Source organism: Vibrio sp. V15_P4S5T153 (assembly GCF_963874485.1).
Lineage (GTDB): Bacteria > Pseudomonadota > Gammaproteobacteria > Enterobacterales > Vibrionaceae > Vibrio > Vibrio anguillarum.
Map to the genome: position 1 here is coordinate 105,957 of NZ_CAWNHR010000019.1, position 16,327 is coordinate 122,283.

At 44.8% G+C, this 16,327-nt stretch carries 13 protein-coding genes; 7 read left to right on the forward strand and 6 right to left on the reverse strand.

Annotated features, from left to right (window positions below; all coding sequences use genetic code 11):
• Positions 1-109: 109 nt before the first annotated feature.
• Together AACT42_RS19105 and AACT42_RS19110 are read right to left on the reverse strand one after the other, a co-directional pair.
• Positions 110-976 (reverse strand): hypothetical protein, encoded by an 867-nt coding sequence (locus AACT42_RS19105; protein ID WP_088728983.1) that lies wholly within the window; start codon positions 974-976, stop codon positions 110-112.
• A gap of 2 nt (positions 977-978) precedes the next feature.
• A complete protein-coding gene (locus AACT42_RS19110; protein WP_141192815.1) occupies positions 979-2,109 on the reverse strand; it encodes an ATP-grasp domain-containing protein in 1,131 nt (376 codons plus the stop codon).
• Positions 2,110-2,457: 348 nt separating this feature from the next.
• On the opposite strand from AACT42_RS19110, the gene AACT42_RS19115 reads away from it, so the two are divergent.
• A protein-coding gene (locus AACT42_RS19115) for an IS3-like element ISVch4 family transposase (RefSeq protein WP_094167903.1) occupies positions 2,458-3,635 on the forward strand; the annotation gives its coding sequence in 2 pieces (ribosomal slippage) (positions 2,458-2,716 and positions 2,716-3,635; 1,179 coding nt in all).
• 1,019 nt (positions 3,636-4,654) lie between these two features.
• On the forward strand, positions 4,655-5,617 hold the full coding sequence (locus tag AACT42_RS19120) for a zeta toxin family protein (RefSeq protein ID WP_094133391.1): 963 nt from the start codon (positions 4,655-4,657) through the stop codon (positions 5,615-5,617).
• Positions 5,618-5,845: 228 nt separating this feature from the next.
• Here the strand turns inward: AACT42_RS19120 and araH are convergent, their stop codons facing one another.
• The 3 genes from araH to AACT42_RS19135 form a co-directional block, all read right to left on the reverse strand.
• On the reverse strand, positions 5,846-6,835 hold the full coding sequence (gene araH / locus AACT42_RS19125; protein ID WP_013855627.1) for an L-arabinose ABC transporter permease AraH: 990 nt from the start codon (positions 6,833-6,835) through the stop codon (positions 5,846-5,848).
• Positions 6,836-6,849: 14 nt separating this feature from the next.
• The gene (gene araG / locus AACT42_RS19130; protein WP_094133390.1) at positions 6,850-8,361 is read right to left on the reverse strand and encodes an L-arabinose ABC transporter ATP-binding protein AraG; all 1,512 of its coding nucleotides are present in this window, start codon (positions 8,359-8,361) and stop codon (positions 6,850-6,852) included.
• 75 nt (positions 8,362-8,436) lie between these two features.
• Positions 8,437-9,438: an arabinose ABC transporter substrate-binding protein gene (locus AACT42_RS19135; RefSeq protein ID WP_094133389.1), complete on the reverse strand. Its 1,002-nt coding sequence runs from the start codon at positions 9,436-9,438 to the stop codon at positions 8,437-8,439.
• A gap of 365 nt (positions 9,439-9,803) precedes the next feature.
• Here AACT42_RS19135 and AACT42_RS19140 point away from each other — a divergent pair, with 365 nt between their 5' ends.
• The 5 genes from AACT42_RS19140 to araC are packed head-to-tail and all read left to right on the forward strand — an operon-like array spanning position 9,804 to position 15,255.
• Positions 9,804-11,489, forward strand: coding sequence for a ribulokinase (locus tag AACT42_RS19140; protein ID WP_176429028.1), 1,686 nt, complete (start codon positions 9,804-9,806; stop codon positions 11,487-11,489).
• 10 nt (positions 11,490-11,499) lie between these two features.
• On the forward strand, positions 11,500-12,261 hold the full coding sequence (locus tag AACT42_RS19145; RefSeq protein ID WP_088733013.1) for an L-ribulose-5-phosphate 4-epimerase: 762 nt from the start codon (positions 11,500-11,502) through the stop codon (positions 12,259-12,261).
• 9 nt (positions 12,262-12,270) lie between these two features.
• On the forward strand, positions 12,271-13,773 hold the full coding sequence (gene araA / locus AACT42_RS19150; protein WP_094133386.1) for an L-arabinose isomerase: 1,503 nt from the start codon (positions 12,271-12,273) through the stop codon (positions 13,771-13,773).
• A 54-nt stretch (positions 13,774-13,827) separates the two neighbouring features.
• Positions 13,828-14,367, forward strand: coding sequence for a hypothetical protein (locus tag AACT42_RS19155; RefSeq protein WP_017044513.1), 540 nt, complete (start codon positions 13,828-13,830; stop codon positions 14,365-14,367).
• A gap of 48 nt (positions 14,368-14,415) precedes the next feature.
• Complete coding sequence (gene araC / locus AACT42_RS19160) at positions 14,416-15,255, forward strand: arabinose operon transcriptional regulator AraC (protein WP_094133385.1); 840 nt, start codon at positions 14,416-14,418, stop codon at positions 15,253-15,255.
• 47 nt (positions 15,256-15,302) lie between these two features.
• Here araC and AACT42_RS19165 read toward each other — a convergent pair whose 3' ends face one another.
• Positions 15,303-16,196, reverse strand: a complete 894-nt coding sequence (locus AACT42_RS19165) for a DMT family transporter (protein WP_094133384.1) — start codon at positions 16,194-16,196, stop codon at positions 15,303-15,305.
• Positions 16,197-16,327 lie beyond the last annotated feature (131 nt).

Consider the following 16,327-nt stretch of genomic DNA (forward strand, 5'->3'; position numbering starts at 1 on the left):
ATATGTTTAGTTGATTAATGTTCTGACTGACCTTGGATAATCAACTTGGGTTCAGACCACTCTATAAAGAGAAAAAAGAGACATCATATTGATGTCTCTATAGTTTTGACTAAGCTCTCACCGATACCGATTTGGTTCGAGTTTTTATAATGTCTGATATTGAAAACCAGACTATCAAGGCCACCGAACTGCTTATCAACATTACCTCTAGGATCGAAGGCTCCGAATATAGCGCCGACTCGAACAAGTAAGAGATCGCAGGAATCACAGATAGCATACAGACCGTAAGTACAGGCTTGGTAACCTCCATTCCTTTCTGAAGCAAAAAGAACGGTAGCACAAAACCAAAAACAGAAAGCCCGAACACCTCTGCCAGACCTACTTCCCCACCAAGGCTTGCACCCGTTGAGAAGGCCACGCCCGTGGCGACAACACCTGACAATAGAAAACGAAATGCCAAGATCTCATCAATAGACAAATCACCCATAAACTTTGCGTTCGACTTTAATGAAATTAGTGCAGCACCGATTCCGGCCAATGCAGCCAAAACCAAGCCCAGCAGCAACGCTGCATCCATCACGTTTGCCTTAACTGCAAACAATAGAGTTAGCAAAGCGATGGTGAAAGCCTGCGCCAACCTGCCTAAAGTTTCACGAGTAATCACAGACACTACAACCACGGCTACTGCCGACTCAAATAGAGCCGCGCTGGATGCTGGGATATAAGTCAAAGCCAAATGAAACGAGAAGAATGCTAGCAAGGTATATAAATTCATCTTAGCTAACGACAGTACCTTATCCCTAGTGAGATTCAGCTTTCTGGTAACCACCAGCTTGCACAGAAAAAATATCGAGCACAAGAAAAAGGAGGTCGCAGAGAAAATCATAATCTCCCCACTACTGAATTGGAAACTAACACGAGACAACGCAAATGCCTGTAGAGTCACCGAGGCCAAAATAAACACAAAACCCAACATATCTAATCCCTTATGCCGTATAAACCATCATGCTCCAAGATCTTTAGACGCATCAGAGTATTCTCAAACACATCCTTCGAGTCATGAGCAATATACGCGATCCCAAAGTCTCCAGTTGTAAGCTTAGGGTTCTCCGTCACGTAACCAAGCGGAGGAATCTGCCTTAAGCTATGAAACGCAGGTAGTCGCCTCATCTTGCTCAAATCAATCCGACTTGTCACGGTTCCTGCCTTGTGACCACGCAGATACACCATAGCGAAGTTCATTTTCTTAGGCTTACTCACTCCTACACGCGACAGAAACCTCTCAGGCTCAAAGATTGACTCAGCCCATAAAGACGCTTGACTGTACCCCACACCAAAAGAAAATGCGTCAATGTACAGATCCGGCCCCATTAATCGGAAATTCACCTCGATAAGCTTTACCCCAGATTCAGTTACACGAACCTCGGTATGAGCTGCGCCGTTCTTTACACCTAAAGCATCAAGGCAGCCAGATACATACTTGATAATATCTTTGCTCACACCTTTGTTGTAATCGATATCCGTTGCCGAGATCTCCCTGTATACGGGTGTCCCATCGACTTCCTCTAGATTAACCTCAAGAATGTCACCATATACATGATTGGAGTCTAAGCTCACTGTATTAACAACATATTGCTGGCCTTGGATATACTCCTGAACCATTACCCTTGTATTGATGTTTCCTAGCAAGTTTTCCGCATTAACCAGACTCTCAACTCGGCTTTGTAAGCTATTGATGTCATCACAACGGAAACACCCATCGCTACCCGCACTGTTTACTGGCTTAACGAATACTGGGAACGAATCTTCATCATAACTTGGAAGCTCTGAAACAGACTTAACCAACTTAAAACCAGCCGAGTCTAGCCCCAGATCTTGGATCCACGAGAGCATATCAACTTTATTCGCTCTACATACGGCAGTGGCACTTTCATTGCCCTTCATGTTTAATGCCGCCGTAACAGCATCTACGTTAGGTACTGCAAACTCACTTCCCGATAGAACCAACTCACAGCCTGACGCTTTCACTCCAGCGATAAGCTCATCATTTGTGCTAAAGGCCAAGTCGTAGTTGTCGTAACTTTTCACAAATCGTTCATCGAGAGCCACGAATATCTCCGCGCCATAGTCCTTTAGTGCCTCGATTAGACAACTTCCACTGGAAAGTGGGTTAACCACACATATTTTCACTAGCAAACTCCCTTTTGATATTCATTGCTTTTATTTTTTTATGATTGTCTTGAGTTATGTATCTGATGTAGTTGACCACCAAATCAACTTCCCGATTTAGAGATCCGGAAGTATAAATGCCATATTTCGTTAAGTCGCCCACATCCAGCCCGACCTCTGCACTCTCCATATACCTGATATATATCAAGTTACCACTGTAGTGGCATAGTGAATTTGGTCACTTAGTTAGAGGTGATATCATCACCTCATAAGTTAACAGGTGACATTATGACAAAACGTACAAGACGACTATTTAGCGCAGAATTTAAGTTAGAAGCAGCGCAGCTAGTCTTAGACCAAAATTACTCAGTGACGGAAGCAGCCCAAGCCATGAATGTGGGCAAGTCCACGATGGATAAATGGGTTCGCCAGCTTAGAGAAGAACGCCAAGGGAAAACACCGAAAGCTTCACCTATGACCCCTGAGCAAATAGAAATTAGGGAATTGAAAAAGAAGCTGGCTCGCCTTGAAGAGCATAATGAAATACTAAAAAAAGCCACGGCTCTCTTGATGTCGGACTCACTGAACAATTCTTGATAATCAAGAAACTCAAGCAGAGCCACAGCGTAAAAATATTATGCGAAATCTTCAATGTTCATCGAAGCAGTTATAACTATTGGCTTAAGCGCCCAGCGTTAATTAATGCGGAAACAATAAAACTGCGCAGCTTGATTAGCGAGGCTCACGCCGCAAGCAATGGCTCTGCGGGAGCGAGAACCATTGCAGATATAGTCACAAATCAGGGTGTAAAGCTGAGCCGATACCGAGCAACAAAGCTAATGAGAACTCTTGGTTTAGTGAGCTGCCAAGAACCAAAGCATCGTTACAGAAAGGCTTCACAAGAACATATTGACGTTCCAAATCACTTAAGTCGTCAATTTGCTGTTGCGGCTCCAAATGAAGTCTGGGCTGGCGATGTTACGTATATTTGGACGGGTAATCGGTGGATGTATTTAGCGGTCGTTATCGATCTTTTTGCCCGCAAAGTGATTGGTTGGTCGATGTCTTTATCACCGGATTCTAGGCTAACAGGCAAAGCTCTTTCGATGGCCTATGAGTCTCGTGGTAAGCCTAAAGGTGTTATGTTCCATAGCGATCAAGGCAGTCATTACACTAGCCGTAAATACCGTCAATTGCTGTGGCGCTTTCAAATAAAACAGAGTTTATCTCGCCGAGGAAACTGTTGGGATAATGCGCCGATAGAGCGCTTCTTTAGAAGTTTGAAGACGGAATGGGTGCCAACTGTGGGTTATCATAGCTTCGCTGAGGCTCAACAAGAGATCACCCGCTACATTATCGGATATTACTGCCAACTCAGGCCACATCAGTATAACGGTGGTCTAACTCCCAATGAATCAGAACGATTATATTGGGAAAACTCTAAAACCGTGGCCAATTTTAGTTGACCACTACACAGGTAAACCAATTGCTGTATCTGAGTTTAATAAAATGCTTCGAGAGCCCTTCAATCAGCTAAAGGAGATACCTCCAGAAGGGCAGAACTTATATGCTATTAGAGATACCATTGCTGCTTCCGCTATAGCGTCTGGAGCTAATATTCAGTATCTCGTCAAAGCGTCAGGACTTAGTAGCACCTCATTATTAAGAGAAAACGTACTACCAATTTAGTTGTTTTTCTGGTCTTTTTACGTTGATAGGCAGAAGCCTATAAATTGGTGGGGGTGAATGTAAATTCCTTATGGACAAACTTTATTGTCTAAAAATACTCTTACGGGCAATCTTTATTGGTGCTACACAAGTGTGTAGAGAAGACCCAAAAGGGGTGACGAGGATCACCCCAAGGATACAAACTTTATTATCTCTACACCGTGCTTTCACGAACGGACTAGCCTGTCTCATTTGTAGGCGTTGATAGCCTCACTTGCCCGCAACGGGGCAAGGCGTTGTTCAAAGAAGGTCGGCTGGTTTTTGCACCAGACGCAATATCAGGAAAAATCTTCTCGCCCTTACATTACTCAAGCGAATGCGTCTGCATATCAAATGCTTGGTTCTTTGTACTTACCCTTTGATATCCAAAAATCATAACCATAAATCATAAAAAGTTCGCGCTATCCTTCTGCTTTTTGTTTACTCGAAGGTTGAACATAGCAACGGCTTTTTCATGCTTATCACTTTTAGCTCAAAGCATGTGATTCGACATGCTGTAAAAGTATGAATAAATGTGCATTTTATTGAACCAGTAAACGGCTAAAAATTATATTCACAACGGATGTAAACTCATCTGGATGAAATCAATCTTCTACATTTACTCACAAATAAAGACATGACCTTTTACTCATCCTCACGTCCAATAAGATGCATCTCTATACATCATACCGCGGTGATAATATAGCGCCTTCCACTGTGCTGACTATGGTTCGCTTAGATATCGTTTGAACAAAGCCTAATTTTATAAGGATTTGAAATGAAAACATCTTTTACATTTACGGAGCCTCAAAGCTATTCCCTCGAACGGGCAACATCACTACAAGAACCATTCTTTGTTAAACAGGTAAAGAATGTACCAGTCAGTGCAACGCAAAGCGCTTTGGAACTTCGCCAGCGCCGGGTAAAAGATATGGATGATAATCGGTTCCTCTCTGAACCGAGTGATAAAATTAACTTATTAAAACATGTGCAAGAGAAGCTATGCCAAGGGGTTACGCCTCAAGAACAACCAAGCGCCTTTGTTGTTACAGGGCAAATGGGCGCTGGGAAATCGACCGCGATAAAAGCATGTTCGTCACAGCTCAAGAATAACTGTGTGGTGGTTGATTATGATGAACTGAAAAAATACATTCCAGGTTATTCGGAGTTAGTAAGCAATGGGCACCCAAGCACGGTGTCAAACTGCCAACAAACGGCGTTGTTTCTCTGCGAAGGTTTAATAAAGTACGGACTTGAAAAAAAATTCAACATGGTGATACAACGCTCCATGTTAGATCAGCAACACTCAATATTACACGTTCTGGATGACTGTAAAAAACATGGCTTTAAGACTCATTTGACGGTGCTGGCCGTTGATAAGTCGTTAAGTATGATGGGGGTTTTCACAAGGTATGAGTCAGCACTTAAAAGTATTAGAGAAGGAAAGTTAGTCCCTGATGGTGCTAGAAGAACGCCATTGAACAAACATGATGAAGCCTATAGCGATATGGAAAGTGTCGATAAGTTTCAAGAGCTTCTTCCATTATTAGATACGATCACTGTGACCTCAAGAGCGGGAATAGAGCTCTATACAGGAAAAAATCCTGACGAAATTGTCAAGGCTTTACAAGATGGTCGAACGACTAGTAAAAACGATAAACATTTACAGATGGAGGCATTTAACACTCTAATCGGGCTAGTGCGGTATAACGTCCAATTCCCCAATTACGACTATAACTAAGTGGTCGATTCTGTCAAAACCTTTGACGTTTTAAGTCTAGATACCCTCTGATAGGTCAGTGTATCTAGAGGCCGTTACCTGTACGTCAAGAATAAGTTTTGCGATAGAAGCCATCCTTAGCGATAAATGTCACTGAAGAGCACTGTCAAACCAATGGATAGTTTTTTAGAAAAAAGAAGAGCTGCACAGGTTAGCCCTTCTTTTTTGTTGTGTGGCAATGAGTTGCTTCTAGCTGGATTTATTTTGTTTATAGCGGTCAAAGATAACCGCCGCGAGCAAAATAGTTCCTCGCACTACGTATTGAGAAAAAGGTGACATATTCAGTAGATTCATCGCATTCTCTACCGTACCGAGGATGAGCACACCCGCAATAACGTAAGATACTTTACCTATCCCGCCTTTGAGCGATACCCCACCGAGCACACAAGCCGAGATGACCACTAACTCAAAACCGACGGAAGTCATCGGCTGACCGCTGGTCATACGCGCGGCTAAAATAACCCCAGCGAGCGCAGAGATAAAGCCAGAGATAGTGAAAATGATGATTTTAGTTTTTACGACGTTAACACCTGCTAATCGTGCGGCTTCTTCATTACCGCCAATCGCTAATGTATTGCGCCCATAAACCGTACGATTTAGTAAAAAGGCAAAAATAGCGAAGGTGACTATGGTTAACCAAATTGGCGTTGGGATACCAAGTAAAGAGGAGTTACCTAGGGTGAAGAAGTGTTCTTCAGTGATCCCAACCGCCTTACCGTCAGAGATGATATAACCAAGACCACGAGCTATTTGCATCGTTGCGAGAGTCGTTATCAGCGCATTGATCTGCAATTTGGCAATAACGAAGCCATTTAGCAAACCAAAGAGTACACCTGAAAGTAAGCCTGCGCCGATACCCAATACCACACTGCTGGTTGCGTTAATCGCTACCGCCGTGACTACGCCAGAGCAGGCAATAACCGAAGCAATCGAGAGATCTAAATCCCCGCAGGCTAGGCAAAAGAGCATGGCGCACGCAACCATGCCGCTCATGGAAATAGCCAGACCGAGCCCTTTCATATTAATGAATGTAGCAAAATAAGGGACAAATAAACTGCAAAGCAAAAATAGGCCAGCAAAGACCATCAGCATGCCGAACTTATCCCAGATGGAAGAGAACTTAAAAGAGCGAGTCGGGCTCTCGGTATTGTCTATTTTGGTTGAACTCGTTACAGCCATTAGGATATTCCTTTTTACGCAGCGACGTCGTTGCCAATCATGGCAAGACGTAACGCAGATTGTTCGTTAAATTCAGTTCGTGTTAATTCACCCGTTACTTTGCCATCTTTCATAACCAGTAATCGGTCAGCGATACCAAGCACTTCAGGCATGTCACTAGAGACAACTAAGACAGTCACGCCATTTTCTGCCAATTTGAAGATCAACTCGTATATCTCCGACTTAGCGCCAACATCAATGCCGCGCGTCGGCTCATCTAGCAAAATGACGCTCATATCGGTAGATAACCAACGACCAAGGATCACTTTTTGTTGATTGCCACCGGAGAGCTCGCCAATGGGTTGATCTAACGAAGCGGTTTTGACGTTTAATGACTGGTTTTGTTTGAGGGCATTGCTCGACTCCCACTGGAAGTTGATTAACCCGCCAAGCTTTAGATGCCATGGACGAGCGCTGATGTTGGTGTTTTCTTGCACCGATAAAATAGGCACGATACCGTCTGCTTTGCGATCTTCAGGGCATAAGGTAATGCCCGCCCGAATGGCATCTTCAGGTTTAGTTATCCGTATTTTTTGTCCGTGAAGATAAACCTCGCCCGCGGTGGCTTTTTCTGCTCCGAAAATCAAGCGGGTAAGTTCCGTTCTGCCCGCACCGACCAGACCAAACAAACCTAATATTTCGCCTTGCTTTATTTCTAGCGAGAGAGGAGCGGTGAGCCCTCTGCCCATCAGGTTTTTAATCGCTAATCCACTTTGACCAAGAGGACGAGAGCGGTAGTTGTAAATGTCATTGATTTCCCGGCCAACCATTAACTCAACCAAACGGTCATGAGTGAGAGTCGAAAGGTCATAACAGGTTTGCACATGGGTACCATCTTTGAAGATGGTGATTGCATCACACAGAGCGAATATTTCTTCCATACGATGAGAAACGTAAAGAATGATTTTGCCGTCGTCGCGCAATTCGCGGATCACTTTAAATAGGTTTTCAATTTCACGTTGAGACAAGCTACTGGTTGGTTCGTCAAAAGCGATGATGTGTGCATTGCGACTTAGCGCTTTAGCAATTTCAACCATTTGCCACTGACCAATAGAAAACTCTTTTAATGGGCGAGAGGGGTCAAAATTTTCCCCCAAGCGCAATAACTGTTTACGTGCGTTGCGATTGAGAGTTTCGGTATCGACTCGGCCATGTTTAGTGGGAAGTTGCCCTAAGAAAATGTTTTCTGCCACGCTGAGTTCAGGAACCAAATTAAGCTCTTGATAAATAATGGCGATACCTTGCTCTAATGCGTCAACCGTTGATTGAAATGTTACTGGATGCCCATCAATGAGCAGCTTGCCGTGGGTGGGTTGATGCAGCCCGCTTAGCGTTTTCAATAGAGTCGATTTCCCGGCTCCATTCTCTCCCATTAAGGCATGAACACTACCGCTGTTAACGCGAAAGCTAATGTCGGTCAGTGCCTTAACACCCGTAAAGTGTTTTGATATTTGGCAAAACTCTAAGCAAGAGTGTGAAGCTGCCATAGTCTGTACTCCTGTTTACTTCGCGAAAGCGGTACGAAGAAGCTGTACCGCTTTTAGCCATTGACGACGAATGCCTTACAGGCCTTTCTTTGCCAGTTCTGCTTCGTAGTTGTCGCGAGTAATTAAGACAACGTCCGTCACTTCAACGAATTTTTGTGGTTCAACACCTTCTTTCACCCATTTATAAAGTGATTCGATGCTTTTGAAGCCGTGTACATCTGGGCTCGGTAAAAGAGAACCATAAAACCCTGTTGGTTTCGATTTAGCTAATTCACTGACAGCATCGACGCCATTAATGCCAACACCAATCACATTACTTGCGTTAAACCCTTGTCCTTCTGTCGCACGAACGCCGCCGAGAACGGTATTGTCGTTCATACCGACGATAAGCCACTGCTTGACCATTGGGTATTGCACCAGTAGCGAGTTTGCTGCATCCAGAGCGCCAGGGATGTCATTTGCTTTGGTTGGCACGCGGTAAATTTGGTTGGATGGGAAACCCGCTTCTTTCAGTGCTTTAATCGAACCATCGACACGACGACGCGCGGTATCCAGCTCGTCTGCGGTTATGGCCATAACACCCGTTGTTGCGGTATCCCAGTTACGTTTTGTCATCTCTTTGTACAGTTCAGAACCTTGGCGATAACCAATTTCACTGGCAGCCATCATCACCAAAGGCACGTTTGTCATCGGTTCGCCTTTCGCATTAAGGAACTGGTCATCAACCGTGATGACTTTCAAATCGTAGCTTTTTGCTTTAGCCATAATTGCAGGCCCAAGCTTAGGGTCAGGTGTGCAGATGACAAAACCTTTGGCGCCACTTGCCGCTAGCGTATCGATAGCGTTCAGTGTTTTTTCTCCATCAGGCACCGCCATTTTGATCACTTCAAAGTTATATTGCTTACCGGCTTGCTCAGCAAAATTCCATTCTGTTTGGAACCAAGGCTCTTCAGGTTGTTTTACCAAATAACCTAATTTGAGTTCATCGTTGCTACCGAAAAAGGCATTAGTAGAAATACTGAATAATGCGGTTCCGGTGAGTATTGCGGCAGCGAGTGTGGTTTTTATGCTTTTCATCTTATTTGTCCGTCCACTGGTAGGGTTGTTTCATCTCCATACTTAAGGAAGTTGACGAGCTTTGAAGTGATGAAAATCACAGCAGAAAAATGTAGCGTTTTTGTCCATTTATGTAGCGAGGTAGGGCATGAAGTGCCTCTCACTTTTTATAGTTTTATGTGTTTGATTTTATATGTTCATCGGCTATTTAGCGTTTTTATGCGCTTTTTTTTCTGGAAAAAAGCTGAAGTGATGATTTTAAAACCATTAGCACAGAATGAGTGTGTCGACTAATTTATCCATATTTTTAGCTATTGGGTTCATGGTGATATTGACGTAAGACCGTTATAAAAATAGGCAGTTAATCGGTCTGATGTGGAGTGACCATGAATAATTTGAATATAGATTCACCTTACGTGATCGGCTTAGATTTTGGCTCTGATTCTGTACGAGCTTTATTGGTGAATGCTCGCAATGGTGAAGAGGTTGCGTCTGGCGTGGCTAACTACCCAAGGTGGGCAAAAGGACAATACAGCGACTCGAACCAATCTCAATTTCGTCATCATCCTCTTGATTATATTGAGTCTCTGACCGTTGCTGTCCGAGAAACGTTGGCGCAGGTTTCCACGGAGATCGCACAATCTGTTGTTGGCATTGGCGTGGACAGTACGGGTTCGACCCCAGCCCCTATCGATAAAGAGGGTAATGTGTTGGCGTTGCTTCCTGAGTTTGAGCATAACCCCAATGCCATGTTTATCTTGTGGAAAGATCATACTTCCGTGACCAAAGCGGAACGCATTAATGAGCTGGCCCATTCACACACTTTTCCAGACTACACCAAATACATCGGGGGATTGTATTCATCGGAGTGGTTTTGGGCGAAAGCCGCGTGGGTAGCGGAACAAGATGCAGGGCTTGTTCCTTATATCCATAGCTGGGTTGAGTTGTGTGATTGGGTTCCAGCTCTCCTTGCAGGGTGTCAGCATCCTACAAATTTACGCCGTGGTATTTGTGCTGCGGGGCATAAAGCGATGTGGCATGAAAGCTGGGGCGGTTTACCTTCGCAAGATTTTTTATTGGCCATTTCTCCCACGCTCGATGGCATGCGAGATCGAATGTTTACTGAGGTATACACCTCAGACCAATTAGCTGGGCATCTGAGTGCGGAGTGGGCGCAGCGGTTAGGCTTACCAGAGGGAATTGCCATTGCCATTGGTGCTTTTGATTGCCATATGGGCGCGGTAGGCGCTGGCGCTGGCGAACATGACTTAGTGAAAGTTATTGGTACGTCAACATGCGATATTTTGATGGTGGATGCACAAAGTATCGGTGACCGAACCATTCATGGAATATGTGGCCAAGTCGCGGGTAGTGCGATGCCAGACTTAATGGCACTGGAGGCTGGGCAATCAGCATTTGGTGATATTTATGCTTGGTACAAACGTGTGATGTTGTGGCCAATCGCACAACTGGCTAAGCAAAACCCACAATTAGGAGTTGATCTGGACGCCGCTGAGGCCTTGTTAATTCCTCAACTTACGGCGGAAGCACAGTCAAAACGTCTGCAACTGGAAACGCCTCTTGCCTTAGATTGGCATAACGGGCGGCGAACGCCTTATGCCAATCAACGTCTCAAGGGCGCAATCACGGGGCTGAATTTAGGCTCTAGTGCACCAGATATCTTTGCATCACTGGTGGAATCAACGGCTCATGGTGCGAAATCAATCGTCGATTGTTTCGTTGAGCAAGGTGTCGAAGTGAAACGTGTCATCGCCATTGGCGGAATTTCTCAGAAGTCACCATTTGTGATGCAAACCTGTGCCAATGTCATTGGGCGAGAAATCGCCGTTGTCGCTTCAGAGCAGTGTTGTGCATTAGGTGCGGCCATTTTTGCAGCTGTTGCGGCCGGGGTTTATAGCGATGCCGAGCAAGCTCAAACTCAAATGGCGAGCCCAATTTGCGATGTTTACTACCCGGATGCTTACACCAAAGGGACCAGCGAATGGCGTTATCATGCTTATCGCCAGTTAGGGCAGCAGATCGAACAATTTTCTGAATTCTTGTTGGCATAGGAGTGTACTGATGAGTGTTAAGACTTCTCTAGGCTTCGATTTAGCGAGCGACCCACAAGCAAAGCAACGTCTGAGTGAGCTTCGGCAGCAAGTATGGCAAGCCAATATGGCGCTACAGACCCACGGTTTAGTTACCTTTACTTGGGGCAATGTATCAGGCATTGACCGCTTAACAGGGTTAGTTGTGATTAAGCCAAGTGGCGTCGAATACGAAGCACTCAATGCCGGCAATATGGTGGTGGTTGATCTGAATGGCTTAGTTGTCGAGGGCGATCTTAAACCCTCTTCTGACACAGCTACCCATTTGGCCTTATATCGCGCTTACCCAGAACTTGGCGGCATTGTGCACACGCATTCTCCTCATGCCACCTCTTGGGCTCAAGCAGGTAAAGCCATTCCAGCATTGGGTACTACTCATGCTGACTATTTCTACGGCAGCATTCCCTGTACTCGCCCCTTGACCAATGCCGAAATCGCAACCGACTACGAACACCATACAGGCAAGGTCATCATTGAAACGATCAGTGGTGGTGAAGTGTTGGCCATTCCTGGGGTTATTGTTAATGAACACGGCCCATTCAGCTGGGGTAAGGATGCTGATCACGCCGTTCATAACTCAGTTGTCATGGAGGTTGTCGCCAAAATGGCACTGCAAACTTTGCAGATCAATCCTCAAGTGACATTCATCAATCAAGCCCTACTGGATAAACATTACTTACGTAAACACGGAGCTAATGCTTATTACGGTCAAAGTAATGTAAAAAATAAATAAGGGATAACAATGAACACGTTTACCAATCAACAAGTGTGGTTTGTCACTGGGTCGCAGCACCTTTACGGACCTCAAGTATTACAAAATGTCGCGCAAAATAGCCAAGAAATTATCCATGGTTTAAATCACTCTCCAGCCATTTCGGTTCCTTTGGTGAACAAAGGTACAGTGAAGACGCCAGATGAGATATTAGAGGTTTGTCGCCAAGCCAATAATGATGATTCATGTATTGGTCTCGTGCTTTGGATGCACACATTCTCGCCTGCAAAAATGTGGATTGCGGGGTTAAGCCAGCTCAATAAGCCGTTCTTGCATCTTCATACTCAATTCAATGCGGCCCTGCCTTGGGATGAAATTGATATGGGCTTTATGAACCTAAATCAAAGTGCCCATGGTTGTCGTGAGTTTGGTTTTATTGGCACGCGACTGGGGATTGATCGAAAAGTAGTCGTGGGGCATTGGGAGAGCCCGATTGTTCACCAACAGGTGGATGATTGGTGCCGTGCAGCGATTGCTATTCATGAAGGGAAGTCGCTTAAAGTAGCGCGTTTTGGCGACAACATGCGTCAAGTCGCGGTGACGGAAGGAAACAAAGTCTCTGCGCAAATTCAATTTGGTTATGAAGTTCATGGCTATGGTTTGGGTGAGCTGAGCGAGAGCGTCAATCAAGTTTCAGACAGTGATGCTAAGGCTTTAATGGATGAATACGCTTCTTGCTACACCATGAGCCCTGAACTTTTCAAAGACAGCGCAAGTATCAATATTCTAACCCAAGAAGCGAAGTTGGAATTGGGTATGCTGCGTTTCTTGGATTCCGTGGGCGCGAAGGCATTCACCAACACCTTTGAAAATTTATCGGGTATTTCGAACTTGCCGGGCTTGGCCACACAACGCTTGATGGAAAAAGGCTTCGGGTACGGCGGTGAGGGGGATTGGAAGACCGCAGCGATGACTCGCATTATGAAAGTGATGGGGCAAGGCCGAGTGGGCGGAACATCGTTCATGGAAGACTACACCTACAACTTTGGTCAGCAAAGCCAAGTGCTCGGCGCTCATATGCTGGAAGTTTGCCCTTCTATTGCTCAAGACAAGCCAAAGATTGAAATTCATCGTCACACTATTGGCTGCAAATGCGATATTGCTCGTATGATGTTCAGCGGAAAAGCGGGGCCTGCGGTAAACGTATCCTTGATTGATCTTGGAAATCGCTTTCGCATGATAGTCAATACGGTCGATACTCAAACTCCACCACAATCGCTACCTAAATTACCCGTGGCGCATGCGTTATGGACGCCGCAACCCAACCTTGAAACGGCAGCCGCAGCATGGATCCATGCGGGTGGCGCGCATCATACCGTATACAGCCAAGCGGTGAGCGTTGAGATGTTAGCTGATTATGCCGAAATGGCGGGGATCGAAATGGTATTAATCGATAACCAAACCTCCTTGTATCCATTCAAGTCCGCACTCAAAACAAACAGCGTTTATTACCGTTTATCTTCAGGTATTTAGACTCGCTGAACACTCCCTCATCTGAGGGAGTGTTCATTAAGCTATGGTGTGAACATGAATGCTCTTCCTTTATCCACTGGCTTACCATTACTGCGTTATAAAGAGTGGTATTTGGAATTAAAAGCCGATACACCCGATCAATTTCAGCTGTGTTGTGAGGATAAACCTGTATTCGTTGGGCAGCTTGAGCTGATCAACAATGGGCTTATCATTGATATGCGCTCTGTGGTTTGGCATTTCAGATCTAAGCAAAACCATTTAGAGCAGTGGTGCAACATTCAGCTTAACGAAACACTCTCATTGAGTATGACTTACACCTTTTTTCAAGGTGCATTGGTGATTGATTATCTTGCGCGAAATAGCATCCCAACTCGGCTTGATATTCGACATCACATTACTCAAACAGACGTTAGCCACCAACTAGCTACGCAACCTGAAGACATCATCTCTTCGATTAAAGGTTGGCAAAGAAAACGTAATGACCAACCCAGTGAATACTTAATCGAACCCGTAGGACATGGCTTCTGTGAGGCTTTTTCTGCGACCCAATGGATAGTCTTAGATGAAAAGTGTGAACTGAAAAATCGTACTTAACGAAGAGGTTGCTTACACTACACGTAAATTACAGTGAATATTGCCCCCATGCAGAATAACCCTCTAAAACCTGGATATAACTTTAATGCTCATTTAGTGGCTGGACTAACGCCAATTATTGAGGGAGATGAACTGGATTTTACGATTGATCGACCTAATGGCATGAAAGGTTTTATTGTCAATTTTACGAGCAAAGGTGAGGGAACCATTTTTTATGGCAAAGATGAGTTTCACGTGAAACCTGGAGACTTACTTCTTTTCCCTCCAACAGCGGCTCACTATTATCATCGAAAAAAAGATTGTGCTTCTTGGTTTCACCGTTGGGTTTATTTTCGGCCACGAGCCTTTTGGCATGACTGGCTAACATGGCAACAGCAAAAAAATGGCGTCTACTTAACGCAAGGGTTGGATGAGAATACCATTCGCTATATTGAAAACCTGTTTATCGATATTGAATACACTTCAAAACAAGATGTCCCTTATCGAAATGATTTGTCGATTAACTTGCTCGAACAATTATTGATTAGATGTAAGACACTGCAACCGGACGTTGTCATCAAACCGCTTGACCCTAGGGTGGTGGAAGCGATGAATTATATGACGCAAAACCTCAATCAAGACTTCACTATCGAGGATGTTTCGGCCCATATCTGTTTATCACCATCGCGTTTAGGCCATCTATTTCGTTCTGAAATGGAGATGACCATAACCCAATGGCGCGACGACCAAAGGATCAGCCGAGCCAAACAATTACTGGTCACGTCTAACTACTCGGTCAATCACATTGGTCGAATTGTGGGCTATTCAGACCCACTCTATTTTTCTCGTGTTTTTAAACGTAAGGCCGGTGTGAGCCCTAAGATTTACCGCGATCAAATTACTTTGTAAACCTATGCAATCTGTCCGTTTGGGCTTTTCGTCAATTTGGGTCGCTGTCATTGAGTGATCGTTTTAGGCGTTTTAAACTGCTGCACGACAAGCCCTGTGATGATCAGCACTAAACCAATCAGAGTGGTGGGGTGAATAGTTTCGCCAATAATAGTAGCCAGCAACAGCAGTGAGATGAAAGGTGAAGCAAAAATGAGATTGCTGATCCTTGCGGTGTTGGCCGTGAGTTTTAATGCACTCAACCACAGCACGAAGGTGATCCCCATTTCAAACAAGCCGACATAAGTTACCGCGCTCCATCCTTTAATCGTAATCTGATGCCAGCTTGCACCTTCATAACAACTTAAACCAATCGCAAAAGGGATGGCGATCAAAAACCCCAGTAAAACGCCAATCACGGGGTCGGCGGTGTTTTTGGTATTAAGAATCCAGTAGCCAGCCCAAAGAAGCGTTGATAATAGTGCCAGCCCAACACCCTGCGGGCTATCAAACTGCATGGCTAAAATATCACCCTTAGTCGCGATAACCACCACACCAAAATAGCTCAGTGCACACGCTATCCAATCTTGTTTACGAATGGTTTGTCCTAAAAATACAGCGGCCATCAGTGTCAGGGTGATGGCCCAACTGTAGTTGATCGCTTGCGCTTGAGAGGCGGGCAGCAGTGAGTAGGCCTTAAACAGAATGAGGTAGTATGCGAGAGGGTTAATTAAGCCCAACAATAAGTAATACCAAGGGTTAGCGAGAAAGGTACTCACCACTTGGTTGAGCTTACCTTGCAGCGCGCAAATGCCCAGCAGTACGCACCCAGAGACAGCACTCGCAACCATCAGCATCTGGATCGGCGTAAATTCAGCCAGCGTAAGTTTGAAAGCCGTGGCAACCGTTGACCACAATAATACGGCAGATAAGCCAAAGCCGAGTGCTCGTCGTTCGTCCATGAATCCTCGTTAGAATAATTGTTGAAATAGTGTTCAGCGGCGCAAGTCTATAGTTTGCTGTTAACTTGTACAAACTGGACATTTATCCAGTATCGAAATACCATTTGTCCATGACTGATAAAATGAGTTAA

Bases quoted from the DNA above. Each gene is read 5' to 3' on its own strand.
- araC (WP_094133385.1), top strand. From the start codon at position 14,416: ATGCAGAATAACCCTCTAAAACCTGGATATAACTTTAATGCTCATTTA.
- AACT42_RS19165 (WP_094133384.1), bottom strand. From the start codon at position 16,196: ATGGACGAACGACGAGCACTCGGCTTTGGCTTATCTGCCGTATTATTG.
- AACT42_RS19155 (WP_017044513.1), top strand. From the start codon at position 13,828: ATGAATGCTCTTCCTTTATCCACTGGCTTACCATTACTGCGTTATAAA.
- araA (WP_094133386.1), top strand. From the start codon at position 12,271: ATGAACACGTTTACCAATCAACAAGTGTGGTTTGTCACTGGGTCGCAG.
- AACT42_RS19120 (WP_094133391.1), top strand. From the start codon at position 4,655: ATGAAAACATCTTTTACATTTACGGAGCCTCAAAGCTATTCCCTCGAA.
- araG (WP_094133390.1), bottom strand. From the start codon at position 8,361: ATGGCAGCTTCACACTCTTGCTTAGAGTTTTGCCAAATATCAAAACAC.
- AACT42_RS19105 (WP_088728983.1), bottom strand. From the start codon at position 976: ATGTTGGGTTTTGTGTTTATTTTGGCCTCGGTGACTCTACAGGCATTT.
- AACT42_RS19135 (WP_094133389.1), bottom strand. From the start codon at position 9,438: ATGAAAAGCATAAAAACCACACTCGCTGCCGCAATACTCACCGGAACC.
- AACT42_RS19140 (WP_176429028.1), top strand. From the start codon at position 9,804: ATGAATAATTTGAATATAGATTCACCTTACGTGATCGGCTTAGATTTT.
- AACT42_RS19145 (WP_088733013.1), top strand. From the start codon at position 11,500: ATGAGTGTTAAGACTTCTCTAGGCTTCGATTTAGCGAGCGACCCACAA.
- araH (WP_013855627.1), bottom strand. From the start codon at position 6,835: ATGGCTGTAACGAGTTCAACCAAAATAGACAATACCGAGAGCCCGACT.